The 25973-nt window shown below is 65.1% G+C and carries 22 protein-coding genes; 3 read left to right on the forward strand and 19 right to left on the reverse strand.

Annotated elements, in window-relative coordinates:
* Nucleotides 1–26: 26 nt before the first annotated feature.
* Nucleotides 27–1163 carry a diguanylate cyclase gene (locus ACTJI5_RS15800; protein WP_082639433.1) on the forward strand — a complete coding sequence of 379 codons (1137 nt, stop codon included), beginning with the start codon at nucleotides 27–29 and terminating at the stop codon, nucleotides 1161–1163.
* Between the two features lie 85 nt (nucleotides 1164–1248).
* Here the strand turns inward: ACTJI5_RS15800 and ACTJI5_RS15805 are convergent, their stop codons facing one another.
* The 19 genes from ACTJI5_RS15805 to coxB all read right to left on the reverse strand — a co-directional run bounded on the left by ACTJI5_RS15805 (nucleotide 1249) and on the right by coxB (nucleotide 24358).
* Nucleotides 1249–2541 (reverse strand): sugar MFS transporter, encoded by a 1293-nt coding sequence (locus ACTJI5_RS15805; protein ID WP_440860979.1) that lies wholly within the window; start codon nucleotides 2539–2541, stop codon nucleotides 1249–1251.
* 49 nt (nucleotides 2542–2590) lie between these two features.
* A complete protein-coding gene (locus tag ACTJI5_RS15810; RefSeq protein WP_440860980.1) occupies nucleotides 2591–5074 on the reverse strand; it encodes a glycoside hydrolase family 3 N-terminal domain-containing protein in 2484 nt (827 codons plus the stop codon).
* Between the two features lie 89 nt (nucleotides 5075–5163).
* Nucleotides 5164–6357 (reverse strand): MFS transporter, encoded by a 1194-nt coding sequence (locus ACTJI5_RS15815; RefSeq protein ID WP_440860981.1) that lies wholly within the window; start codon nucleotides 6355–6357, stop codon nucleotides 5164–5166.
* The gene (locus ACTJI5_RS15820; protein ID WP_440860982.1) at nucleotides 6350–7414 is read right to left on the reverse strand and encodes a LacI family DNA-binding transcriptional regulator; all 1065 of its coding nucleotides are present in this window, start codon (nucleotides 7412–7414) and stop codon (nucleotides 6350–6352) included. Before ACTJI5_RS15820 ends, ACTJI5_RS15815 begins: the two co-directional genes overlap by 8 nt.
* A gap of 95 nt (nucleotides 7415–7509) precedes the next feature.
* Nucleotides 7510–9012: a tryptophan halogenase family protein gene (locus ACTJI5_RS15825; RefSeq protein WP_440860983.1), complete on the reverse strand. Its 1503-nt coding sequence runs from the start codon at nucleotides 9010–9012 to the stop codon at nucleotides 7510–7512.
* Nucleotides 9009–10040 carry a cupin-like domain-containing protein gene (locus tag ACTJI5_RS15830; protein WP_440860984.1) on the reverse strand — a complete coding sequence of 344 codons (1032 nt, stop codon included), beginning with the start codon at nucleotides 10038–10040 and terminating at the stop codon, nucleotides 9009–9011. Before ACTJI5_RS15830 ends, ACTJI5_RS15825 begins: the two co-directional genes overlap by 4 nt.
* Complete coding sequence (locus ACTJI5_RS15835; RefSeq protein WP_440860985.1) at nucleotides 10033–10752, reverse strand: SapC family protein; 720 nt, start codon at nucleotides 10750–10752, stop codon at nucleotides 10033–10035. The genes ACTJI5_RS15830 and ACTJI5_RS15835 overlap by 8 nt, the downstream gene beginning before the upstream one ends.
* Before the next feature lie 12 nt (nucleotides 10753–10764).
* Nucleotides 10765–12291, reverse strand: a complete 1527-nt coding sequence (locus tag ACTJI5_RS15840) for a tryptophan halogenase family protein (RefSeq protein ID WP_440860986.1) — start codon at nucleotides 12289–12291, stop codon at nucleotides 10765–10767.
* Between the two features lie 105 nt (nucleotides 12292–12396).
* Nucleotides 12397–15405, reverse strand: coding sequence for a TonB-dependent receptor (locus tag ACTJI5_RS15845; protein WP_440860987.1), 3009 nt, complete (start codon nucleotides 15403–15405; stop codon nucleotides 12397–12399).
* A gap of 167 nt (nucleotides 15406–15572) precedes the next feature.
* Entirely contained in the window at nucleotides 15573–16451 is an 879-nt protein-coding gene (locus ACTJI5_RS15850) for a class I SAM-dependent methyltransferase (RefSeq protein ID WP_440861103.1), read from the reverse strand.
* 4 nt (nucleotides 16452–16455) lie between these two features.
* Complete coding sequence (gene thrC, locus ACTJI5_RS15855; RefSeq protein ID WP_440860988.1) at nucleotides 16456–17853, reverse strand: threonine synthase; 1398 nt, start codon at nucleotides 17851–17853, stop codon at nucleotides 16456–16458.
* A 26-nt stretch (nucleotides 17854–17879) separates the two neighbouring features.
* Complete coding sequence (locus ACTJI5_RS15860; RefSeq protein ID WP_058538169.1) at nucleotides 17880–18524, reverse strand: SURF1 family protein; 645 nt, start codon at nucleotides 18522–18524, stop codon at nucleotides 17880–17882.
* Nucleotides 18517–18909, reverse strand: a complete 393-nt coding sequence (locus ACTJI5_RS15865; protein WP_440860989.1) for a DUF983 domain-containing protein — start codon at nucleotides 18907–18909, stop codon at nucleotides 18517–18519. Before ACTJI5_RS15865 ends, ACTJI5_RS15860 begins: the two co-directional genes overlap by 8 nt.
* 1 nt (nucleotide 18910) lies before the next feature.
* Nucleotides 18911–19786, reverse strand: a complete 876-nt coding sequence (locus tag ACTJI5_RS15870; protein ID WP_439513971.1) for a cytochrome c oxidase subunit 3 — start codon at nucleotides 19784–19786, stop codon at nucleotides 18911–18913.
* A gap of 80 nt (nucleotides 19787–19866) precedes the next feature.
* Complete coding sequence (locus tag ACTJI5_RS15875) at nucleotides 19867–20415, reverse strand: cytochrome c oxidase assembly protein (RefSeq protein WP_231740071.1); 549 nt, start codon at nucleotides 20413–20415, stop codon at nucleotides 19867–19869.
* A gap of 23 nt (nucleotides 20416–20438) precedes the next feature.
* Entirely contained in the window at nucleotides 20439–20588 is a 150-nt protein-coding gene (locus ACTJI5_RS15880) for a hypothetical protein (RefSeq protein ID WP_162835104.1), read from the reverse strand.
* Nucleotides 20585–21496: a heme o synthase gene (locus ACTJI5_RS15885; protein ID WP_310252980.1), complete on the reverse strand. Its 912-nt coding sequence runs from the start codon at nucleotides 21494–21496 to the stop codon at nucleotides 20585–20587. Before ACTJI5_RS15885 ends, ACTJI5_RS15880 begins: the two co-directional genes overlap by 4 nt.
* 60 nt (nucleotides 21497–21556) lie before the next feature.
* Complete coding sequence (ctaD, locus tag ACTJI5_RS15890) at nucleotides 21557–23230, reverse strand: cytochrome c oxidase subunit I (protein ID WP_310252978.1); 1674 nt, start codon at nucleotides 23228–23230, stop codon at nucleotides 21557–21559.
* 15 nt (nucleotides 23231–23245) lie between these two features.
* Entirely contained in the window at nucleotides 23246–24358 is a 1113-nt protein-coding gene (gene coxB / locus ACTJI5_RS15895) for a cytochrome c oxidase subunit II (RefSeq protein ID WP_440860990.1), read from the reverse strand.
* A 232-nt stretch (nucleotides 24359–24590) separates the two neighbouring features.
* Here coxB and pyrE point away from each other — a divergent pair, with 232 nt between their 5' ends.
* Nucleotides 24591–25178, forward strand: a complete 588-nt coding sequence (gene pyrE, locus ACTJI5_RS15900; RefSeq protein ID WP_310252974.1) for an orotate phosphoribosyltransferase — start codon at nucleotides 24591–24593, stop codon at nucleotides 25176–25178.
* The gene (locus tag ACTJI5_RS15905) at nucleotides 25175–25918 is read left to right on the forward strand and encodes a pyridoxine 5'-phosphate synthase (protein ID WP_058538177.1); all 744 of its coding nucleotides are present in this window, start codon (nucleotides 25175–25177) and stop codon (nucleotides 25916–25918) included. Before pyrE ends, ACTJI5_RS15905 begins: the two co-directional genes overlap by 4 nt.
* Nucleotides 25919–25973 lie beyond the last annotated feature (55 nt).

Here is a 25973-nt window from a genome sequence, read left to right on the forward strand (position 1 = left end):
GCCCTGCGCGACACGTTAAATGTCGCATGACCACCAAAGCGACACAATCGAACGAGCCGGTAGGACGGTTCCTGGGTTGGCTGGGGCTTCGCCAATCGCGCGGCGCTCCCCCCGAAGGGGGCCATGCGCCGCCGAACGGGGCGGGGCCGTACGACCTTGCACGCCAGGCGCGATACGAACTCGCCGCATCGATCACCTCTTTCCTCGTCGATAATGACCTCGACGTGTCACCCGCCAATCTGCTGCTCGCGCACAGCGCCTTTTCGGGCCGCAATCCCCGGCTCGCGCGGCAGGTGATCGCGCAGGCGCAGACTCCCGAGGGGATCAGCCAGAAATGGCTGAACGAACTCGACGAACAGGAAGCGGGCCAGCCCGATCGCGTCGAACTCGACCGGCTGATGACCCGGCTCGAAACCAATATCGAGGCGTTCCAGGCGAATACGAAAGAAGCGCGAACCGCCACCACTGACTATGGCACCGAACTCGAGCAGCATGTCGTCGATCTCGAACAGCTGCAGAAGACGGGGCGCATCGTCTCGAGCCTCGCCGACCTTGCCAAGGTCATGCTCGAACGCACGCGCAAGGCCGAGGACGACATGCGCAAGAGCGAGGACGAGGCGAAGGCGCTGCGCCGCAGCCTCGATCGCGCCAAACGCGACGCCGAGCTCGACTATCTGACCGGTCTGCCCAACCGCCGCGCGTTCGAGGCCTTGCTCGACCGGCACTATAAGGAAGCGCGCGCCGCGGTCGAACCGCTGAGCATCGCCTTTTGCGACATCGACGAATTCAAGAAGGTCAATGATATCCACGGCCACGAGGCGGGCGACCGCGTCATCAAGGCGATCGCCGACACGCTGGCGCGGATTTCGAACGACCATTGTCATGTCGCGCGTCACGGCGGCGAAGAGTTCGTCATGCTGTTCCGCGGCCTGACACCAACGCAGGCCGCCGAAAAGCTGGACGATGCGCGCGAGGCGCTGGCAGACCGGCGCCTGATCAATCGCAAAACCGACGAGCCCTTTGGCCAGATCACCTTCTCGGGCGGGGTCGCCGACGTCTTTGGCTATGGCGACACGCGCGCCGCGCTCAAGGCCGCCGACGCTGCGCTCTACAAGGCCAAGGCCGGCGGACGAAACCGGATCGAAATCGCCGATCCGGCCTGAATTTCTGGGATTCCCGCGGGGGGCGGGAGGCCGCGGGCGATCGCGCACCAGCGCGCGATCGCCCGCAGTTTATTTGTCTCGACCGTTACGCGGTCGCCGGACGCGCCACCCACAGCCCGAAACTCGCAATGATCGCATAGCAGATCAGCGGCACCGCCAGCGCGAGCCGGATGTCGCCGCTGAGGTCGGCCACCGTTCCGAACAGGAACGGGACGATCGCCCCGCCGATGATCGCGGTGCACATGATGCCCGACCCCTGCGGCGTCCGTTCGCCAAGCCCCTCGGTCGCGAGGCTGAAGATCGTCGGGAACATCAGCGAATTGCAGAAGCCGACCAGAATCAGCGCCCAACCCGACAGTGCCCCGGTCGTCACCGCCGACAGGACGATCAGCGAAATCGCGCCCGCCGCGAAGGTCGCGAGCACGCGTCCCGGCTTCGCCAGTCGCAGGATGAAGCCGCCGAGCAACCGGCCGACCAGCGCGCCCAGCCAGTACATCGCGACCAGCTTGCCCGCCGCCTGGAGCCCCAGCCCCATCACGCTCGGCTCGGCCAGATAGGCCATCAGGTTCGAGCCGATCGCCACTTCGGCGCCGACATAGACGAAGATGCACAGCGCGCCGAACTGGACGCGGCGGTTGTGGGTCAGCAAGCCCCAGGTGCCCTCAAGCTTCACATCGTCGGCTTTGGCGTGATCGATCGCCGATCGATACATCCAGAACACCGCCGCGATCACCAGCATCAGCACGCCGAGCCACATATAGGCGGTGCCGATCGACGCGCCCTCGGCGACGCGATAGGCCTGAATCTGCGCCTCGCTCGCGGTCTCGGCGTCGATCGGCTGCTCATCGCCGAGCAGGAAGGTCGCGCCGCCATAGACCATCAGGAACACCCCGATCGAATTGAACGCCTGCGCAAAGGTCAGCCGGCTGTGCGAGGTCTCGACGGGCCCCAGCGTCGTGATCACCGGGTTCATCGCGACCTGCAGGACCGTGATCCCCGCGCCGATGCAAAAGAGCGCCGCGAGGAAGCCGGGGTAGGACGCTGCGGCCGAAGCCGGGATGAAGAGGAAGGCGGCCGCCGCCACGATGACGAACCCGAGCACAAAGGTGCGGATATAACCGAGCTTCGACATGATGATGCCGGCGGGAATCGAAAAGGCGCCATAGGCGATGAAAAACGCCATCTGCACGAGGTTCGCCTGCGCATGCGTCAGGTGGAACATCGGCTTGAACTTGCCGACCAGCAGGTCGTTGATGTTCGTCACCCCGCCCAGCAGGAAAAACACCGCAAAGGCGAGGATCAGCACCACGCGCGTGCTGTTACCGCCCTTGCCCGGCTGTTCGGTCGCGTTCGTCGCGACGTTCGGCGCCAATGCCATTATCTCTCTCCCCTTGCCTTGTCTCAGGCTAACCCGGATGACGGTCTTGTCACTTTACCGCCGGTGGGCAAGGCAGATTCTCCCCGACCGCCTCGACATTCGTATTCAACAGCGTCGCGGCGAAGCCCTTGTCGCTTTGGATCGAGACGGCATAGTCAACCTGCCGCAGATTGGCGCCCGCATCGGCGAAGCAGCGGAGCGGCACCTTGATCGTCGAGACCTGCCCCTTTGGCGCCGCCTTCACCGCCGCCGAGATGTCGAATGCCTTGCCGCCGAGCGCGAGGCTGACCGGCGCGCTGCTGGTCGCATCGATCCGCCAGTCGATACGCAGCGCGAAGCTGTTGTTCAGCTGGCGCGACAGGTCGGCATAGGGACCGCTGAGGTGCAGCGCGGCGGGACCCGTCCAGACGAAGCTTTTGCCATCCTCCTGCGCGCGAACATCGACCGAGCGCGCGGCGATCAGCCCGCCGGGGCTCGATACCGGCGGCGATTCCACGGGGCGCGATCCGCCCGCGTCGGTCACGGTCAGCACCCACGGCGCGCGCGCGCGGCCACCCGAGAAGTAATTTTCGACGTTCAGCGCCGCCGCGATGTCGACGCCCAATTCCTCGGACAGCTGCGGAACCGTCGTGCTCGCGCCATATTTCAGGCCATAACCGACCGCGAACTGCGGCTTTTCGACCGGCGATCGCGCGTCGGCGGGCCAGGCGAAAGGCAGCGTGCCGGTAAAGCCGCGCACCGTCTTTCCATCCTTGCCCGCGACGAGCACGTCGGCGACGCCCGCACCCTGCGATCCCGGCAGCCAGCCCGCGACGAACGCGTCGGCGGCGTTGATTTCGGGGTTGGTGAACATCGGCCGTCCCGACAGGAATAGCGCGACCACCGGAATGCCCGCAGCCTTCAGCTTCTTGAGCGTAGCGAGATCGGTCGCTTCCGACGGCTGATAGTCGAGCGTCGCGACGTCGCCCTGGAATTCGGCATAGGGCGCCTCGCCGAACACGACGATCGCGACGTCGGGCTTTTCCTTATACACGCCGCCGTCCGACAGCGTCGCAACGCCGCCCGCATCGCGCACCGACTTGTTCAGCGCTTCCCAAATCGTCTGGCCGTTGGGGAAGTCGGCGTGAGTGACGTCGGTCCCCTGCCAGCTGATCGTCCAGCCGCCCGACTGGATCGCCATGCTGTCGGCCGCGGGGCCGGTCACGAGCACGCGCGCGCCCGGTTTGATCGGTAGCACGCTGCCGTTATTCTTCAGCAGAACGAGCGACTTGGCGACCGCTTCGCGCGCGACAGCCAGATGTTCGGGCGTGCCGACGGCTTTCACCACGCTGCGGTCGACATGGCCTTCGGGAAACAGGCCGAGCTTGTATTTGACGCGCAGGATGCGCCGCACCGCATCGTCGAGCCGCGCCGCCGATATCATGCCGTCCTTCGCATGTTTCAGCGTGGTCTCGTACAGCCCCTTCCAGCTGTCGGGCGCCATGAACATGTCGAGCCCGGCGTTGATCGACTGCGCGCAGTCGGTGACGCTGCATCCCGCAACCTGCCCATGCCCGTTCCAGTCGCCGACGACGAAGCCCGCAAAGCCCATCTTGTCCTTGAGCGCGTCGGTGAGCAGCCCCCTGTTGCCGTGATGCTTGACGCCCTGCCAGCTCGAGAAGCTGGCCATCACGGTGAGCGCGCCGGCGTCGATCGCGGCGGGATAGCCCATCGCATGCTTGGCGATCAGTTCCTTCTCGTCGGCCTTGGCGTCGCCCTGGTCCTTGCCCTCGAACGTCCCGCCGTCGGCTAGGAAATGCTTGGCGGTCGCCGCGACATGTGTGCCGTCGACCGTCTTGCCCGCGACCAGCGGCCCCTGCAGCCCCAGCACCATCGCCTTGGCGTAGTCGGCGATCAGCTTCGGGTCGGAGGCGTAGCCTTCATAGCTCCGCCCCCAACGCAGATCCTGCGGCACCGCCAGCGTCGGGGCAAAGGTCCATTCGATCCCGCTGCCGGCAATTTCGGCGGCGGTGACCGCGCCGATGCGCTGGATCAGTTCGGGATCGCGCGCGGCGCCGAGGCCGATATTGTGCGGGAACAGCGTCGCGCCGGGGATATTGTTGTGGCCGTGGACGGCGTCGACGCCAAAGATGATCGGGATCGCGACGCCGTTCGCTTGCGGGCGCAAGGACACCGCGCGAAAATCGCCGACCAGCTTCGCCCAGTCGGCGGCGGTCGAGCGTTCATTGCCATTGGGGCCGCTGTTGCCTCCGGCGAGGATCGAGCCGAGCGGATAGGTTTCGAGATCCTTCGGCGTGATCGTGCTGATGTCGCCCTGAATCAGCTGGCCGACCTTCTGCTCGATCGTCATCTTCTTCATCAGCGCGTCGATCCGCGCCTCGGTCTTGGGATCGGTGATCGCCGCGGGGCTTTTTGCCGCGGGCCATAGTTCCGGATGGACCTTGGCCGCTTCGGTTCCAGTGGTCTGCGCGGTCGCGGTTGCCGTTCCTGCCAGCAGCAGCGCGGTCACCATACCCATTGCCTGTCGGCGCATCGTCTCTCCCATTCCTCTTATGTGAACGTTATCAAGTTTCACTTCGCATAGGGAGTGGATGAAAGCAAGCGCTCTGTTTTTGCGTTATATCAGCGCAGCCGCGGCATCGTCGCGAGCAGCAGCACCGCGATCGCGGAGAGCGCCGCGAGCAACAGGAAAAGCGCGTCGAAACCGAAACCCGGAACGAGCGAGATCGTCAGCCACGGCATGATCAGCGACGGCACGGTATTGGTCAGATTGAAGATGCCAAGGTCGCGCCCGCGCCGGTCCGACCGCGGCAGGATGCGCAGCGTCTGGCTGCTATGGAGCGACAGGAACACGGTCGACGCGATGCCGAAGACGAGGTAGCTCGCCTTCGCCGCGTCGAGCCCCGTCGCCAGTGCCATACCGACCATTCCCAGGCTCGACACCGCTGCGGCGACGACGAGCGGCACGAAGGGCCGGTCGTTGCGGTCGGCCCAGCGGCCGCTCGCCAGCGCGATCGGTATAGCGATCGTCAGCGCCATGCCGAACAATCGCGCCTTTTCATTGTCGTGCATTCCGGGATCGATCGAGCGGAACCAGAAATAGAGATAGGCGAACAGCGCCGCCTCGGCGATCTGGACGAGCAGGCGCGCCAGCCACATCCGCACCGCCGGTCCGGTCGGTCGCCGCCGCTCGCCAACTGCGCGAGCCGGGGGCGGCGCGGTAAGGTCGGGGAACGCACGCGGGCGGCCGAGCAGCAGCACCGGCAGGACGGCACTTGCCACCAGCAGCGCAATGACCACAAGCCGCTGCTCCGCCGACACCAGCCCCGGCCAGGTGACGAGCCATCCCGACCAGCCACCGAGCGCCGGCGAAAAGGCGAGCAGCCCGCCGAGCAGCCCCTTTTGTTCATCGGGAACGAGGTCGCCCGCCCATGCCGCGAGCGGCCCGAGCATCATGTTGAGCGTGAGCTGCCACGCGACGATGATCGCAACGAGCGACCAGATATTATGCGCGAGCGGAACGACCAGCAGCAAGGCGATCGTCAGGACCAGCCCCGTCAATATCCAGCCGCGCCGATTGCGCGTCAAATCGCTGAGCCAGCCGAAACCGATGCCGCCGGCGCTCGCCGCGACGGCACCGAAAAAGGTAACATATCCCAGCGTCTGCACGTCCGCAGCCCCCGCCAGCTGGGTCATGCGCCCGGGCAGCCAGATCGTCAGGAAGGGAACATAAGCGATCGCCCCGCCCGCCGACGCGAGCGCATAAAGCAGAAGGAAAATAAGAGACTGGCGGCGCGGGGTCCCGGCGTCAGCCATGGACGGCGACAGGCGGCGCTGCGGTCGATCCGCGCTGGACGAGGCCGCCCTGCACGCGCGTCGGTTCGGTCGGACGCGGCGCCCCGCGCTGCGCCGCGATGATCAGCTCGACCGCGCGCGACGCGGTTTCGGCGACCGGCTGGTCGACCGCGGTCAACGCCGGCTGGGTGAAGCGGACGACCGGCGTGTTGTCGAAGCTGACGATCGACAATTGTCCCGGCACATCGATGCCGAGGTCGCGCGCAACCTCCAGCGTCGCGAGCGCCATCTGGTCGCTGCTCGCGATGATCGCCGTCGGCGGATTGGCGCTGGCCAGCAAATGCCGCGCCGCGGCGGCGCCCGACGCATAGGTGAAATCGCCCTCGGCGAGCAGCCCGTCGGTGGCGAGGCCGGCCGCCGCCATTTCGCCTTCCCAGCCGTCGATGCGCCAGCGGCTGAGACTATATTCGGGCGAGCCCGGAATGAACCCGATGCGTTTGTGACCGAGATCGATCAGGTGCCGCGTCGCGCGCCGCGCCGACCCTTCGTCATCCATCGTCAGCGCGATGCCCGCGTCGCCGCCGCGCGAACCGATGCGCGCGAACGGGATCTTCTGCTGGTCGAGCAGCCCGACGATCAACGGATTATCCGAATGCGGCGGGGTCAGGATGACGCCGTCGGGCTGCAGCGCCGCGATCGCCGCGCGCAATTCGCGTTCGACATGATCATTATGCGTGTCGACCAGCTCGAAGATCATGCGATAACCATATTCGGCGCATTTCAGCATCCCGCCGAGCAGCATCTGGTCGACCCAGTCGACCCCCTGCCGCCCCTGCCAGTCGGCAATCGTGCGTTCGCGGTCGTTGATCGCAAGGATCAGATAGGATCGCGACCCGCTCATCCGCTGCGCAGCGATCGACGGAACATAGCCGAGCTTGTCGATCGACGCCTGGACGCGTTCCTTCATCTCGGGCCGGACATTGGGCTCGTTGTTGATGACGCGGCTCACCGTCTGCAGCGACACCCCCGCGTCGGCTGCAACATGCTTGATCGTAACCGACTGCCGCCGACGCCCCATTATCTTTCCCGGCCCCCTATCGTGTCGCAATCGCTAACCGCATCGTCGCCACAATGCCAGCCACTAACCCGTTCTGCTTCCATAATTTCCGCCCTTCAAGCCGCCTGCGGGACTGCGGCGCCGCAATAGCGGGCGACATAATCCTGATGCGCGGGCAGGCCGGCGACCGTCTGGCGCACCTCGCTGCGGATCGCTTCGAGCAGCCGGTCGAGTTCGTCGTCGCGCAGCTTTTCGGCGATCGGGTGATGGCTTTGCGGCTCGATCCCCTGCCCCATCATCACCTGCACCCAGCTGTTCTCGGCGAACAATTCCTCATTCTTGCGGAACACGCGGCCGGTTTCGCGGAACAGCTCGATCTTCTGCGCCAGCGTGTCGGGGATCGGCATCGCCGCGCAATGGCGCCAGAACGGGCTGTCGCGGCGGTTGGTCACCTTGTAATGGAGGACGAGGAAATCGCGGATTTGCAGCATGTCCTGCATCTGCTGCTCGTTGAACTCGGCGACGTCGCGTTCGCTGACGCGCCCCGCCGGCAGCATGCGGATGAAGCGCAGCACCGAGCGCTGGATCAGGTGGATGGCGGTCGATTCCAGCGGCTCCATGAAGCCCGCCGACAGGCCGACGGCGACGCAGTTGCGATACCATTGCTTGCGCCGTGTGCCCGCAGTGAAGCGCAGGAAATTGGGCTCGGTCAACACGTCGCCCTCGATGTTGCCGAGCATCCGGTCGAGCGCAGCATCCTTGCCCAGATAGCGGCTGCAATAGACGATGCCGTTGCCGGTGCGGTGCTGGAGCGGGATGCGCCATTGCCAGCCGGCGTCGTGCGCCATCACGCGCGTATAGGGGACGGGCGGATGGACATTCGGCGTTTGCAGCGCGATCGCGCTGTCGCACGGCAGCCAGTTGCTCCAGTCGTCGAACCCGGCATGGAGCGCGCCTTCCATCAACAGTGCGCGAAAGCCCGTGCAATCGATGAACAGATCGCCCTCGATCCGCCGGTCGCCGTCGAGGACAAGCGCCGCGATATCGCCGCTTGTCCCGTCGAGTTCGACGCGCGCGATCTTGCCCTCGATGCGCTTCGCCCCGTCGGCCTCGGCCATCTCGCGCAGGAAGCGCGCGTAGAGCCCAGAATCGAGCTGATAAGCGTAGTTCATGCGGTCTTCGGGCAGATGCGCGAACTTGCCCGCGATCGCGGCCTTCAGCTCCATGCAATAATCGTCATAGGGCTGCTGATGCCCCTTGGTGCGGCCATAGAGCCAGAAATGCTGGAAGCCCGCCGACCAGTGATCCTTGCCGGTCAGGCCGAAGCTGTGGAAATATTGCGTCCCGAGATCCTTCCAGTCGTCGAACAATATGCCGAGCTTGAAGGTCGCCTGCGTCGCGCGCATGAAATCGGCTTCGTTGATGCGCAGGATGCGGTTGAAATTGACCAGCGGCGGAATGGTGGATTCGCCGACCCCGATGGTCCCGATCGCTTCGGATTCGACCAGGGTCAGGTCGACCGCCTGTCCCAATGTGCGCGCGATGGCCGCCGCGGCCATCCAGCCCGCGGTGCCGCCGCCCGCAATGACGATGCGCTGGATGCGTTTATCTTCATTCATCGGCTGAGTGTCCTCAACAGGAAAGCGCGGAGGCGCCCGGCGCTTTCGGGGGTGAGCCGCGCCAGGATGCTGCGCGCCTTTTCGGGAATATGGTCGGTGACCTGCTCGTTATTCTCGAACACATAATGGTCGAACAGCTCGCGCCAGATCGCCTTGTCCTCAGGCGGCAGGTCGCGGATCGCGAGGATCGCGTGATTCAGCGCGACCTGCGGTTGCCCCAGCCAGGCGGGCGTGCTGCGCCACCAGTAATTGACCAGCACATTGAAGTCCGCGAGCCCTTCGACATGGTGCCACCACATCGACGGGATGAAGATCGCGTCGCCGGGTTCGAGTTCGATCGTTTGCGCCTCGGCCATCGCATCGACGAAGCGCGGGAAGGCCGCGAGGTCGGGCGCGTCGAAGTCGACCATGCTGACCGCACGGCCCGCGGGCGTGTTGTCGATCGGCCCCAGATAGAGGTTGCGGAACTGGTGCGGCGGGAACAGCGTGAAGCGGCGACGGCCGACGGCGCAGCAGGCGAGATTGTCGGGAAAATCATTGTGCGCGGCGATCTTGGTGCGCGTGCCGATCCAGATGCTCTTCAGCGGATCGCGCGTCCCAAGGTCGACCGAATTCGCTTCGTCGAGCCCGTCGAAATGCGACGGGATGTCGATCGAGGCGAGATAGACGGTGCGGTTTTCGCCCTGTTCCTCGGCCGTATCGATGCCGCCGAAGATGTCGGCGAGCTTGCCCGTTCCGATGCGGAAATTCATCTCCATCTCGGCATTGTAGAACAGCCGGCCATCGTGGCCGGGCGCACCGATCGACACCTTGAACGGACGGTCGCGCGCATGATCGAGCAAGTAGCGCCGCGCATCGCGGTCCGAGCGCTTGCCCGCCGCAACCAGCGGCCAGTCGCTTACCAGCCCGCGAAGGACAAAGGGCTCGCGCGCGCCTTCCAGCAACGCGCCCGGCCCCGCCCCCTTATTCCATTCGCGCTCGGGCACCGGCGCGAGGCGGTCGTATATGGCGCGGTCGCGCTCAGCCACCGGCCAGCCTGCGGTTCTTGCGCGCGACGAGCACCGACAGCTGCGACAGCGAGGCGAGCGCCATGAACATCGGCATCAGGTGCCCCGCCGCGTGGAGCGCGCCGAGCGCCTCGCCGCCCAGCGCACGCAGCTTCGCCTCGTCGATGATGTGGAAGCCGACGAGCGAATGGATCGATCCGTCGTCGAGCGTGACTTCGAGGCTGAAGGGTTCGAGCAGGTCGTAGGCGATCAGCGCGTCGTAAAAGGCGCCGCTCTCGCGATGCCCCTCGTCGAGGTCGCCGAGCCGCCCCGCGATCTCGTCGAGATAGGGCGTCGCCATGCCGTCGGCATCGAACAGCCGGATGCCCTCGCCCGCCGCGGCGATGCGCGGGTGGTCCATGTCGATGTGGATTTGCCCCGGACCGTCGCCACCCGCCGGACGTCCGATCAGGAACGGCTGGATCGCGGCCGATAGCGGGCGATAGCGCGCATCCCAGCGGTCGCCGTCGAGGAACAGATTCTCGCCATTTTCGAAACCGAACATCGCCAGCGCGGTAAAGTCGTCGCGCCCCGTTTCGCGGCGGAAGAGGATCGGGAAATGCGCCTGCACGCGTCGGAACTCGCTCGGCACCGTCAGCGTCGCCATGATGTCGTCGCCCAGCTCCGCCCCCGCGTCGGTCCGGATGCGCAGGTCGCGGTGGGTCTTGTTGTCGAGGACGGCGTGGCGGGTCATCAAATTCCTTTCCTATCGCGCCGCGGCTTGGGTACCGGGCGCGAGGGCGTCGAGATAGTCGCGATTGGCGGGCAGCGCCGCGACGAGCGCGCGCGCGCGCTGCCGGTTCTCGGCGAGCAAGGCGGCCGCCCGTTCGCTCGATGGCAGATCGGCGGGCACCCGATAGCCCATGCCATAGAGGATATATTGGTGGCTTTCGGCCGAGAAAATCTCGTCGACGCGCGGGAAATCCCATGCCGACGGCGGCTGGTCGCGCCACAGCTGCAGCATCTCCGTCAGGCGCGGCGGCATGTGCGCGGGGTCGCGCTGGGCCAGCCAATAGGGCTCTTCGCGCCGGCTGAGCGCATAGTGGAGCTTGAGGAACTCGACGATGCGATCCCAGCGATAGCGGAACAGGTCGTTGAAGCGGTCGGCGTGGATCGGCATGGCCGCGCGGCGGGCCGGAAAATTGTCGATGAGCGCCTTCAGCGACAATTCGATCATCACGATCGCCGATGCCTCGAGCGGTTCTATAAAGCCCGCCGACAGGCCGACGGCGACGCAATTGCCTTCCCAGAAACGCGCGCGGTGCCCGGTCGGAAAGGTCAAGCGCCGTGCCGGAACGTCGGATGCATCGGGCAGGACGCGCGCGATATAGGCGCGCAGGGTCGCCTCGGCAGCATCGTCGTCCATGAAGCGGCTGGCATAGACGCAGCCGATGCCGCGGCGTCCCGGCAGGCCGATGTCCCAGATCCAGCCGGCGGCATGCGCGGTCGACACCGTCTGCGACGCGATCGGGCTGCCGGGGGCGACCGGAACCTGCGCCGCGAGCGCGCAGTCGTTAAACAGGATATCGCCGCGATCGATCCACCCGACGCCCAGATGATTGCCAATCAACAGCGATGCATGGCCGCTGCAATCGATGAACAGGTCGCCCGCAATATCGCCGTTCTGGCGTGTCGCCACCGATGCGATGCCGCCCGCACCGTCGCGCGCCACATCGACGACATGGTCCGATATGTGGCGCACCCCGAGCCGCTGCACCGCATGCATCGCAAGCAGGTCCGCGAACTTGCCGGCGTCGAGGTGATAGGCGTAATTCGCCGCGCCCTGATAGTCGGGCATCGCGCGTTGGCGCGGCGCGAGATCGAGATCGCAAACATGCGCCTGCGCGGTCATCGCCGCCGCGAACGGCAGCTCGGGCGCCCCCGCCTGCCAGGCCGCAAGCAGTTCGGCAGTCGGTGCGGCGGGAGGCGGCGTGAACGGGTGCAGGTAACGATCGCCCTCGGCGCCGGTCACCCAGCCGTCGAACCGCGACCCCTGTTTGAACGATCCGTCGCACGCGGCGAGAAATTCGGCCTCGCCGATCCCGATCGATGCCAGTGTCGCACGCATCGTCGGCCAGGTTCCCTCGCCGACGCCGATCGTCGGGATATCGGGAGCCTCGATCAGCGTGACGTCGAGCTTTGCGGCGCGAGGCGCGCTGGCGAGAAGGCAAGCCGCGAGCCATCCGGCGGTGCCGCCGCCCACGATGACAACCCTCTCGATCGCGCTATTCATTACCGTCGATCCTAAGCCAACCCACCGCCGCCGTCACGCAAAAGAGCCGCACCCCGAAAGGTGCGACCCTCTTGCCTGCGACCCGGCGGACGTGGCCCACCCGCCTTAGAAGCTGAACCTGACCCCTGCCGCATAGCGGGCGAAGCCCGGCTGTACGAAGGTGACATTATTCTTGTGCCGCGTGTGGCCCCGCCGTCCCTCGCCGGTCAGATTGATCGCCTCGACAAAGGCGGTGAGGCCGGGGATGAACTCATAGCTGGCGCTGGCGTCGATCTGCCAATATTCCTCGATATAGGTCGGGTTCGGACCCGAACCTTGAAGGAACTCGTCGCGCCAGTTCCACGCGACACGCGCCTGGAGGCCGTTCTTGTCATAATAGGCGACCGCGTTGGCGCTGTCGCTGAGCCCCGTCAGCGCGAACTGGGGAACCGCCACCGCCGCAGGCTTCGTATTGTCATAGGTCGCGTCACCGTTGACGATCGTATAGTTCAGGATCACGCCAAAGCCCGTGTCCCAGAAACTGTGCTGGAGCGCGAACTCCCACCCCTCGATTGTCGCGGTCTGATCGCTGTTGACCGGCGTCGTGATCTCGAAATTGACCTCCGGATCGCCCGGCGCGGCAAGGATGGTATTACCGCTCACCGTACCGGGGAAATTGTTGAGGATATACTGGCGGATATCCCCGACCGTCGGGTTCGGCGGGAGCGCCGCGAGCGCCGCCTGCCACCGCGGGCCGTTTACCGGGGTCGTAATCCCGGGCGCGCTATAGTCGATGCGCGTCGAGGATATGAAATTGCTGACATCCTTATGGAAATATCCAACCGAGACATAGCTTGTCGGTGCGTAATACCATTCGGCCGACAGATCGATATTCTTCGACTTGTACGGGATCAAACCGGGGTTACCCAGCGCCCCCGTGCCGCCGCCCACGCGGAACAGCGTATCGAGCGAGCGCCCGCCCTGCATACTGGCATAGTCGGCGCGCGTGATCGTGTGGCTGTACGACGCACGCAGCTTGACATTTTCCATCGGTGAGACGTCGAGGTCAAACGCGGGCAGCCAATTATTGTACGACCCTTTGAAACGCGTGAACTGCTCATCGGGCGAAAAAATGACATTGAATTCATTCTCGCCCACCCAGGTGGTGGTCACGGGCACCGGCACCAGCGCCGACGATGCGATATCGGTCGTTTCGTAACGGATACCCGCGACGAAATGCGCCGGGTTCTGGAAAAGGTCGAACACGGTCGCGACCTGCAGGTAGGGCGCCAATGTTTTTTCGGAGATGCGCCGGTCGGTATTGAATTCGGCAAGGCAGGTTCCCGGCTGGGCCGTGCCCGTCGCGGGGTTGCTGCACGACTGGTAATTCTGCTCGATCAGACCGGCCATGCGCTCGAAATCGAAGGTGTAGAAGCTCTGGATCATGCCGTCGCGGGCGAGACCCGGGAATTTGTCGGGAAGCGTCACGAGCGAGAAGATGTCGTCGGGAATATCCGAAGCCGGGCCCGCCCCGCCCCACGTATCGTCGTTCTGGATCGTGCCGAATGCCGAGCGAACCTTGCTGTCGACATAGGAAACGCCGAAATCGATGCTGTCGAGGAAACCGCCGTCATGGTCGTATTTGCCGCGGAGCTGGACCTGGTCGATCCGGTTCCGGAAATAGGCGTTGCGGAACGCATTGCCGGTCGGCGTGATCAGCGCGGCATTCAGCGGATCGATCCCCGGATGCATCCCATAGGAGATGACCGGCAGATCATTTTCGAAATTGATCGTCTGGTTGGCGACACCGAAAACGGCATTGCCCAGCGACATGCTCGATCCGAAATTGTTGACCGGCTTCACTTCGGCTGTCGAATGATGCGCGTCGAGTTCGACCGTTACGCCGTCCGGGCCCTTCCATTCGAGATTGAAGCCCAGCGAATTATTCTCCGCCCGGTTTTCCTGAAGCGCGCCGCTGTAGGACAGATCCTTGCCGACCTGGCAGTTGTTCGGCGGGGCCGGCGACGGCGCCGAGCAACCCGGGTCGGGCGGTCCAAAGCGCTCGGTGTAGAAGAGCGGACCCGCGACCGGACCATCGGTCCACGCGCTCGACGTGTCGCCATGGTTGAACCACACGCCGACATTGCTGTTCCGCGTTTCGACGGTGTTGCGCGAATAGATATAATCGACCGTCGCGGTCAGATTGTCGGTCGGGCGAAATTGCAGCACCGCCTGGCCGTTGATGCGTTCGCGGTCGATGTCGTTGAGATCATAGGATGCGTTCTGCGGCACCTGATAGACGTCGGTCGGATCGGGCCGGTTGGTGATGTTCGCAGCGCCCCCCGTACCCGGCTGCGCCAGCGAACCCCAATTATTCTCGCTGCCAAGATAACCGTCGCGATAGCCCACATTGGCCGAGTTCGTGCTCGATTTGCGCTTCTGGTAAGAGCCCGCGATCATGATGCCGATTGTGTCATCGGCAAAGGTCGTGCTGACGATCCCCGAGATTTCGGGGGTGATCGGGTTGCCCTCGTTACGCGAGGTATCATACACGCCCTTGACGGCGAGGCTGCCGCGCAGCCCCGGATTGTCGAGGGGGCGCGGGGTGCGAATGTTGATGGTCGAACCGATGCCGCCCGATTCGATCGTCGCACGGCCGCTCTTGTAGACCTCGACGCCCGCTATGCCTTCCGACGCGAGGTTAGCGAAGTCGAACGAGCGCGACGATGGTGCGCTGCCGCCGTCGCCGATGGTCGCAGTCGGCACCTGGCGACCGTTGACCGTCACAAGGTTGAATTCCGGCCCGAAGCCGCGGACCGTCACCAGCGAGCCTTCGCCATTGTTACGGTCAATAGACACGCCGGTGATGCGCTGCAGCGATTCGGCGAGGTTGGTATCGGGGAATTTTCCGATGTCTTCGGCCGAGATCGCGTCGACGACGCCCTGCGCCTCGCGCTTGATGTCGGCCGATGCGGCAAGGCTGGCGCGGATACCCGTCACGACGATCTCGTCGCCGTTCACTTCGCCCTCGGCCGGCGCCTCCTGCGCGGCGGCCGCTTGCGCCATGCCCATCAAGGACAGCGCCGACGTGCCGACCAGAAATTTGCCCAGCCACTGCTTTTGAGACGCCCGCATCCCATTCCTCCCAAATAGCCGCTCTTTTTTGGCGGCATTCCCGTTATGTGAACGTTATCTAAATGGGAACGTTCTCATTGTCAACGCATCGGCTGTGGCATTTCGGTCACAATATTACAGATTCTGCGCCGCAAACGTATGCGACATAATAAGCGCGAAGTCCGCGATCAGCGGCTCCAGCGCGCAAAAATCGCGGTCGGGAGCAGCAATCCCCGCGCCTCTTCGCGCACCGCGAGTTCGCCGCACTCGACCTTGCCGGGCAGGTCGGCGAAAAGCTGCGCCAGCAACTCGCCGATCGCGAGCGCCGACATGCGCACCGCATAGACGGTCAGGAACAACGCCCGGCTGTCTTCGTCGAGCAACTGGCGGCAGTCGGTGAGCAGGGGCGCCAACCCCTCCTCGATCTGCCAGCGTTCGCCGGTCGGGCCGCGGCCGAATTTGGGCGGATCGAGCAGGATCGCGTCGTAGCGCTTCTCGCGCCGGACCTCGCGCGCGGTGAATTTGCCTGCATCGTCGAGGATCCATCGGACAGGCTTGTCGGCCATATCCGCGAGCGCGGCATTCTCGCGCGCCTGCCCCACCGACTTCTTCGACGCATCGACATGCGTGACCGATGCGCCCACCGCGGCGAGAGCCTGGCTGCCGACACCGGTGTAGCCGAACAGGTTCAGGAAAGCGGGGTCCGCCTTGTCGGCGACGCGTTCGCGCAGCCAGTCCCATACCGGCGCCATGTCGGGGAAAAAGCCGAGGTGGCGAAAGGGCGTACACTGCGCGGTGAAGCGCGTTTCGCGCCATGCGAGTGGCCAGCCTTCGGCGGGCACGGGCTTGTTATAATACCAGCGGCCGCCGCCGTCGTCATCCGACGCGGGGATGAATTCACCGTCTGCCGCTTCCCATTCGCTCGCAGGCAGCGCGGGCGCCCACATCGCCTGCGGTTCGGGGCGGATGAAGCGATAGCGGCCATAGCGTTCGAGCTTGCGCCCATTGCCGCTGTCGACGAGCCCATAATCGTCCCACGCCTCACCGACGAGCGTGACGAGGGGCAGAAGATCAGCCACGCGCCGCTTCCGCGAGGACAAAGGCCTTCACCGCGTCATAGTCGCCGGGGAGGCGCGTATAACGTTCCTCGCGATCGAACAGATTGCCGAGCCGCGCGGGGAGCGGCGGGCGCACGCCGGTCGCGCGCTCGACGGCTTCGCGGAACTTTGCCGGATGCGCAGTCGCGAGGGTAACGACGGGAATATCGGCATCGATGTCGAGCGCGCGCGCGGCGGCGAGGCCGACCGCGCTGTGCGGATCGATGATCTGCCCGCCATGTTCCTGCGCCCAGCGCAGCGCGAGCGCCATCGCGTCGCCGTCGATGCTCGCGCTCGAAAACAGTTCGCGCGCGCCCGCGAGCATGTCGGCGGGGATCGTCATCGCGCGGTTCGTGTCGAACTCGCCCATCATGCCGGTGATCGCCGCGCCGTCGCGCCCCGCGAGGTCGAACAGCAGCCGTTCGAAATTGCTGCTGACCTGAATGTCCATGCTGGGCGTCGCGGTCGCGGTGACCGTGCCCGCGCTATAGTCGCCGCGGGTCAGCGCGCGGTGGAGGATGTCGTTGACGTTCGTCGCGACGACGAGCTTTGCGATCGGCAGCCCCATCTGCGCCGCGACATAGCCCGCGAACACATCGCCGAAATTGCCCGTGGGGACGCTGAACGCGATCGGACGATCGGGCCCGCCGAGACGGACCGCGGCGTAGAAATAATAGACGACCTGCGCCATCAGCCGCGCCCAGTTGATGCTGTTCACCGCCGACAGCGTGACCTGGCCGCGCGCTTCCTCGTCGCCGAACAGTCGCTTCACCATCGCCTGCGCGTCATCGAAGCTGCCGTCGATCGCGATATTATGGACGTTGGGGGCGAGCACCGTCGTCATCTGGCGCCGCTGGACGTCGCTGACGCGGCCCTCGGGATGCAGCATGAAGATCTGGATATGCTCGCGCCCCGCGACCGCCTCGATCGCCGCCGATCCGGTATCGCCCGAGGTCGCGCCAACAATCGTGATGTTCGTATCGCCGCCGGCGAGGAATTTTTCGAACAGCTCGCCGAGCAGCTGCAGCGCAACGTCCTTGAACGCGAGCGTCGGGCCGTGGAACAGTTCGAGCAGCCAGTGGCGATGATCGAGCTGGACGAGCGGGGTTACCGCATCGTGGCTGAAGCGGCCATAGGCGGCCCGGCAAAGCCCGCGCAGTTCGTCTTCGGTCAGCACGCCCTCGACAAAGGGCCGCATCACGCGCACCGCGGTTTCGGCATAGTCGAGACCCGCGAGCGCGCGGATTTCGTCCGCTGACATCTGCGGCCATTTCGCCGGCACATAGAGGCCGCCGTCGCTGGCAAGACCGGCCAGCGTCGCGGCACGAAAGTCGAGGGTCGGCGCAGAGCCGCGGGTGCTGATATAGTCCATGACGAAATGCGCCTAGCGGCGCGCCGTCACGGCTGCAAGCGGCGGCGGACCGCAAGGATGTAGATAATCAGCGCCACGATCGCGAAGAAGAACCATTGGAAGGCATAAGCGAGGTGATTGTTCGGCGTATCATCGGCCGATGGCACCGCGCTGGCCCGCAATCCCGCGACCGGTTGATCGGCGATCAGCATCGCACGCGCGGGCATCGCCTTGCCCATCGCGCGCTCCATCACCGTCGGCTGTTCGGGGCCGGGAACGATCGTCCCCTGCACCGTTCCGCCCGTCCATTTGGGCGGCGTGAAATTGTCGCCGATCCCGACATCGACAAGCACGCCCGGCCCTTCGGCGCCGGTGCGGCAATCGGCGATCATGCGGATGCCCGACTGGCCCTTGATGTCGGTGCCGCTGCGCGGATCCCAGCGCACGGGTTCGAGGCAGACGATGCTGCTCTTGCGATAGAGCATGGCGTCGGGAACGGGCGGCAGCTCGGGATAGGCGACCATCGACGACATCGCCACATTGCGCTGGAACAGCGCGATCAGCGCTTCCTTCTCGCTCTTGCGCTGCAACTGCCAGACGCCGAGCGCGATCATCGCCGCGACCGCGGCGAGCACAAGCAGGGTCGGGATCAGCGGCCAGCGCCGCGTCGGCTGTTGGGCTGGTTCAGTCATTCTTGTCCACCTTACGGCCTTCGGCGGCCTGACGCTGATGCTCGCTCGCCAACAAGGCGCCCTTGCCGACACGCAGGCCATAGATGACCGCGGCGGCGGTCAGCGGCACCCACAGGATGATATGCACCCACAAAGGCGGCCGTACCATGGCATCGAGCGTCAACGCGATCGCGATCAGCAGCGCGCCGATGATCAATGTCAGGAAGGCCGCGGGGCCGTCGCCGACATTGTAGCGGCCATAATCGAGGCCGCAGCTTTCGCATTTCGCGCGGAATTTCACCGGCCCTTCGAACAGCGTCGGCGCGCCGCATTCGGGGCAGAGACCAAAAAGGGCAGCGCGCCAGACCGGCGGCTGCCCCTTTTGAAATTTGTCGCCAGCCGGCAATTTAGTGCGCGGCGATCGGCGCGCCCCAGCCGCCCCAGACATAGACGATGATGAAGAGGAACAGCCACACGACGTCGACGAAGTGCCAGTACCAGGCGGCGGCTTCGAAACCGAAATGCTGCGTCGGGGTGAAGTGGCCCTTGTAGGTGCGCACGAGGCAGACGATCAGGAAGATCGTGCCGACGAGCACGTGGAAGCCGTGGAAGCCGGTCGCCATGTAGAAGGCCGAGCTGTAGTTGCTCTGCCCGAAGCCCCACGGCGCGTGCATATATTCGTAAGCCTGGATCGTCGAGAAGATCGCGCCGAGGATGATCGTCAGCCACAGGCCCTTCTTGAGCCCTTCGCGGTCGCCGTGGATCAGCGCATGGTGCGCCCAGGTGATCGTCGTGCCCGAGCAGAGCAGAATCAGCGTGTTGAGCAGCGGCAGCGAGAAGGGATCGATGACTTCGATGCCCTTCGGCGGCCACATGGTGATCGCCGCCGCGCCGTCCTGGCCGAACAGCGAGGTGACCGCGCCTTCGGCATATTCGATCGGCACCGGGAAGAGCGAGAAGTCGAACCATGCCCAGAACCAGCCGACGAAGAACATGACTTCGGACGCGATGAACAGGATCATGCCGTAACGCAGGTGAAGCTGGACGACCGGGGTATGGTCGCCGGCGTGGGCTTCGTTGATGACGTCCGACCACCAGCTGAAGAAGGTCGCGATCACGCCCATGAAGCCGAGGCCGAGAACCCACTTGCCGATGCCGCCGAAATGGTCGGCGTGCATGGCCATGACGAGCCCGAAGAACATCACGAGGGCAGCGACCGAGCCGATGAGCGGCCAGACGCTGGGATTTACGAGGTGGTAGTCATGATGTTTCGCACCGGACATGGCGTGTTTCCCGTTTTTAGCAGCCCCAGCATGATGATTCCCCATCATCTGCCGGTCTTGTTAGACTCTTGTTCGCGGCCTTAGCTCGCCTTTTTACCCTCGTCTACAGGGTGGAAGGTGTAGCTGAGGGTGATTTCCTGCACGTCGCGCGCGTCGGGGTCGTCCATGATCTTGGGATCGACGAAGAACAGCACCGGCATGCGCATCTGCTGCCCCGGCTCGAGCCGTTGCTGGGTGAAGCAGAAGCACTGGATCTTGGTAAAATATTTGCCCGCCTGATCGGGTGTGACGTTGAAGCTGGCGGTCCCGACGACGGGATGCGCCGAATTATTTTCGGCAATGAAGATCGCCATGTCGCGCGCGCCGATGCTCACCGTATCGGTCGGATGCTCGGGATAGAATTTCCACGGCAGGTTCGGCGAGACATTGGCGTCGAAACGGACCGAGACCGTCTGGCTCAATATTTCGGGCTCGGCCGCCGCGGCGACCGGATCGTAACGCTGCGTCGTACCGCCGAAGCCGGTGACGCGGCAGAAGAGATCGTAGAGAGGCACCGCCGCGAACCCGAGACCGGTCATCGCGAGCGCCATCAACGCCGCGAGGCTTGCGGTCTTCGCGTTCGGGGACATGCGCCCAATGACCGGAAAAAACGTCATGAGAAAATCTGCATCTTGGCGATGGTGATGAAGAAAAAGAGGATCGCCAATGCGCCGAGCATCCACGCCATCAGGTTCGCGCGGCTGCGCTGACGGCGGCGATATTCGACCTCGTCAAAGGGTTCGTTCGGGGTTTCTTCGGTCATAGCGGCCACCAATGGTCGGCGACGACAGCGCCGAACAGAATGAAAAGATAAGCGATCGAATAAGCGAACAAGCGCTTTTCGGGTTGCATCAGGTCGCCCTCGCCCGTGGTGCGCGTACCGACCTGAACCGACAGCAGGACGAACACGGCCGAGAGCACCACCGCGGTCCAGCCGTAAAGCGCGCCGGTGTAGCCGAGCGGCCACGGCGCGATCGCGGCGGCGGCCATGATCAATGCGTAGAGGAGGATCTGGCGCCGCGTCGATTTCTCACCCGCGACGACGGGCATCATCGGGATGCCCGCGGCGGCATAGTCCGAGCGCATGAACAGCGCGAGCGCCCAGAAATGCGGCGGCGTCCACAGGAAGATGAGCAGGAACAGCAGCACCGGCAGCGGCGCGATCGACCCCGTCGCGGCGACCCAGCCGATCAGCGGCGGAAAGGCGCCCGCCGCGCCGCCGATGACGATATTCTGCGGGGTCCGCGGCTTCAGCCACATCGTATAGACGAAGACGTAGAAAAGGATCGAGGCGGCGAGCAACAGCGTTGCCTGCCAGTTCGACGCGAACAGCATCAGGAACAGCGAAAAGGCGGCAAGCCCGACGCCGAACTGCAATGCGGTCTGCGGGTCGAGGCGCCCGGCGGGAAGCGGCCGGCCCGCGGTCCGCTTCATCTTCGCGTCGATTCCGGCTTCATACCATTGGTTGAGCGCGCCCGAAGCCCCTGCCCCCAGCGCGATCGCGAGGATCGACGAGAAAGCGAGCACCGGCGGCACATGCCCCGGCGCCGCGAGCAGGCCGCACAAGGCGGTAAACACCACCAGCGACATCACGCGCGGCTTCGTCAGCGCGAACAGGTCGCGCCAATCGGCGGGTAGTGCCGTTTCGCCGTGGGTCAGGCTCTGCGCCATATTTACTCCGGCCCGAAAGTCGTGCGCCCCCTGCCATCAAACGGCAGGGGGCAACACACATCAGGCGATACGCGGCAGTTCGTTGAACTGGTGGAACGGCGGCGGGCTCGACAGCGTCCATTCGAGCGTCGTCGCGCCTTCGCCCCACGGATTGTCGGCGGCCTTCTTGCCCGCGAACAGCGAGTAGAGGATGTTCACGAAGAAGAAGAGCATGCCGACGCCCATGATCACATAGCCGAGCGACGAGATGTGATGCCAATAGGCATAGGCTTCCGCATAGTCGGGGTAACGGCGCGGCATGCCCTGCTGGCCCAGGAAGTGCTGCGGGAAGAACATGACGTTCACGCCGATGAAGAAGACCCAGAAGTGCAGCTGGCCGAGCGCCTCGTTGTACATCCGGCCCGACATCTTCGGGAACCAGTAATAGAAGCCGGCGAAGAGCGAGAAGACCGCGCCCAGCGACAGCACATAGTGGAAGTGCGCGACGACATAATAGGTGTCGTGCAAATTGGTGTCGACGCCGCCATTGGCGAGCACGACGCCGGTCACACCGCCGACGGTGAACATGAAGATGAAGCCGAGCGACCACATCATCGGCGTCTTGAAGCTCAGCGTGCCGCCCCACATGGTGGCGATCCAGCTGAAGATCTTGATGCCCGTCGGAACCGCGATGACCATCGTCGCGGCGGTGAAGTACATCTTGAGGTTCACGCTCATGCCGACCGTGAACATGTGGTGCGCCCACACGATGAAGCCGACAACGCCGATCGCGACCATGGCGTATGCCATGCCGAGATAGCCGAACACCGGCTTCTTGCTGAAGGTCGAGATGATCTGGCTGACCATGCCGAAGCCCGGCAGGATCATGATGTACACTTCGGGGTGGCCGAAGAACCAGAAAAGATGCTGGTAGAGGACGGGATCGCCGCCGCCGGCCGCATCATAGAAGGTGGTGCCGAAGTTGCGGTCGGTCAGCAGCATGGTGATCGCCGCGGCGAGCACCGGCAGCGCGAGCAGCAGCAGGAAGGCGGTGACGAGCACCGACCACACGAACAGCGGCATCTTGTGCAGCGTCATGCCCGGCGCGCGCATGTTGAAGATGGTGGTGATGAAGTTGATCGCACCAAGGATAGACGCCGCGCCCGCGAGATGGAGCGAGAAGATCGCCATGTCGACCGCGGGCCCCGCCGAACCGCTGGTCGACAGCGGAGCGTAGACCGTCCAGCCGGTGCCGGCGCCATTGCCGCTGCCACCCGGAACGAACATCGAACCGAAGAGCATGACGAAGGCAACCGCAGTCAGCCAGAAACTGACGTTGTTCATGCGCGGGAACGCCATGTCGGGCGCGCCGATCATCAGCGGGACGAACCAGTTGCCGAAGCCACCGATCATCGCCGGCATGACCATGAAGAACACCATGATCAAGCCGTGCGCGGTGATCATCACGTTCCAGAAATGCTTGCCCGCGACCTCGTCGGCACCGCCGCCAAGGGCGCTGGCCCAGCCCGAAAGATACTGGACGCCGGGTTCGGCGAGTTCGAGCCGCATCATGCCCGAAAGCGCGCCGCCGACGATGCCGGCGACGATCGCGAAAATCAGGTAGAGCGTGCCGATGTCCTTGTGGTTCGTCGACATGAACCAGCGGACAAAGAAGCCGGGCGTGTCGTGATCATGGTCGTCATGCGCATGGACGGCATGGCCATGATCGGGTGCAGTTGCAGCGATATCGGTCATCTGTCGGACCCCTTATTAATTCTTGGCGGCCGGCGCGGCGGCGGGCGCCGCTGCCGGAGCAGCTTCGGGTGCAGTGGTCGGGGCGGCAGCCGGCGTCACGGCAGGCGCCGCAGCCGGAGCGGCGGCAGCGGGAGCCGGCGCGGCAGCGGCGGGAGCCGCGGCGACCGGACCGGCGGGGTTACCACCCTTCGAGCGAACCCACGCTTCCCACTTGTCGACCGGAAGCACTTCGACGGCGATCGGCATATAGCCATGATCGACACCGCAGAGTTCCGAGCACTGGCCGTAATAGACGCCGACCTTGTTTGCGGTGAAGGTCGTTTCGTTGGCGCGGCCGGGGACCGCGTCCATCTTGGTCCAGAAGGCCGGGACCGCGAAGCTGTGGATCACGTCGGCGCCGGTGATGATCAGCTTCACCTGACGGCCGACGGGAACGACCATGCGGTTGTCGACGGCGAGGTGATAGGGCTCGCCCGCGGCCTTCGCCTTGTCTTCGGGCAGGATCTTCGAGACATATTCGCCGATGCCCTGGTCGGGATAGGCATAGCCCCAATACCATTGGTAACCCGTGACCTTGATCGTCAGCGCCTCCTTTTTCGGCGGCTCATATTGCGCCGCGAGCAGGCGGATCGACGGCACCGCGATCACCGCGAGGATCAGCACCGGAATGGCGGTCCAGATGATTTCGATGAAGGTGTTGTGCGTCGTCTTCGACGGCACCGGGTTCGCCTTGGCGCGGAACCGGAACATCACCCAGAGCAGGAGGCCGAGGACGATCAGCGTGATCACCGTGATGACGGGCAGCAGGATCACATGGTTGAACCAGTAAGCCTGTTCGCCGATCGGGCTGACCTGCGGCTGGAAATCGATGCCCGCGTCGACCGGCTGGCCAACCCCGGGGGTCGGCTTCATCGGAACGTAGGTCGCATCGCCAGCCGGAGCCGCGGCGGTCGTCGCGACCGGTGCCGCTGCCGGAGCGGCCGCATCGGTGACGACCGGAGCCGGATTCGCCACAGCCGTTGCGGCGGGTGCTTCGGCCGGAGCCGTCGCGGGTGCCTGCGCATGGCCGGCGCCCACCGCGCCCAGCGACAAAGCTGCCGCAATTACAAGGGTTTTCAAGCTCTTCATAAGGATAGTGCCGCCCGTTGCCTGTTGTTCTTATTGATGCCCCACCCCCTTTGCGGCAGCCGCCGGACACGCGTCGCGGCAGCCGGCAAGGGGCTGAATCTCGCGGGCGCTATAGACCCGCTTGCCGCTTGCCTCAAGCATCTCTAACACTATTTTGCGGCTGGATAATCTTCGCCGCCAAAACCCGGTCGCCCATCATGAGCGACGCACAGGACAAAAGAACAACTCCTCCATGACCGATGATGAAATCCTGGCCGAATTCCGCGCCGCCGACGCCCTGCTCCAGGGCCATTTCCTGCTCTCCTCGGGCCGCCACAGCGAATATTACCTGCAGTGCGCGCGCGTATTGATGGACACCGAACGCGCCGGACGGCTCGCCGTCGCGCTTGCCGCGAAGCTGCCGCGCGACCTGAAACAGGCGATCGATATCGTCGTCTCGCCCGCGATGGGCGGGGTGATCATCGGGCATGAAATGGGCCGCGCGCTTGGCAAGCCCGCGATTTTCGTCGAGCGACCGACGGGCACCTTCGAACTGCGCCGCGGCTTTACGATCGACCCCGGCGCCAAGGTGCTGATGGTCGAGGATGTCGTGACCACCGGCCTGTCGTCGCGCGAGGCAATGGAGGCGGTGCGCGCCGCGGGCGGCGAAGTCATCGCCGAGGCCGCGCTCGTCGACCGCTCGGCGGGCAATGTCGAACTCGGCGTGCCCTTCTACCCGCTCGTCGCGATCAATTTCCCGACCTATGCGGAGGATGAATTGCCCGAAACGCTGGCAGGAACCGAAGCGGTGAAGCCCGGCAGCCGGAGCAAGGCGGCTTGAACGGCGGCGCGCCCTCCCGCCTGCGGCTCGGCGTCAACATCGACCATGTCGCGACGATCCGCAACGCGCGTGGGGGCGAGCATCCCGACCCGGTGCGCGCGGCCGAAATCGTCGCGGCGGTCGGTGGCGACGGGATCACCGCGCATCTGCGCGAAGACCGCCGCCATATCCGCGACGACGACCTCGCGCGCATCCAGGCCGCGACCGACCTGCCGCTGAACCTCGAAATGGCGGCGACCGACGAGATGCTCGAGATCGCGCTGCGCCACATGCCACACGCGGCATGCATCGTTCCCGAAAAGCGCGAGGAGCGCACGACCGAGGGCGGGCTCGACGCGGCGGGGCAGCATAACCACCTCGCGCCAATCGTCTCGCGGCTGAACGATGCGGGCATCCGCGTCAGCCTGTTCATCGAGCCCGACGCGCGGCAGATCGAGGCGGCGATGCGCCTCCGCGCGCCCGTCGTCGAATTCCACACCGGCCGCTACGCGCATGTCGAGGGCGAAGAACGCGCCGTCGAACTCCGCCGCCTCGCAGACGCCGCCGCGCTCGCGTGGAAGAATGGCATCGAGCCGCATGCGGGACACGGCCTTACATACGAGAATGTCGTTCCCGTCGCCGCGATCCCGCAACTCGCCGAGCTCAACATCGGCCATTATCTGATCGGCGAAGCGATCTTTACCGGGCTCGAGGACGCGGTGCGCCGCATGCGCGCGCTGATGGACGAGGCGCGCGGGTGAGCGCGCGCCCTCCCCGTCGCCCCCGCGAAGGCGGGGGCCGCTGTCGGCCTGTCAC

Source organism: Sphingopyxis sp. 22461, assembly GCF_052044915.1.
In the GTDB taxonomy this organism is placed as follows: domain Bacteria; phylum Pseudomonadota; class Alphaproteobacteria; order Sphingomonadales; family Sphingomonadaceae; genus Sphingopyxis.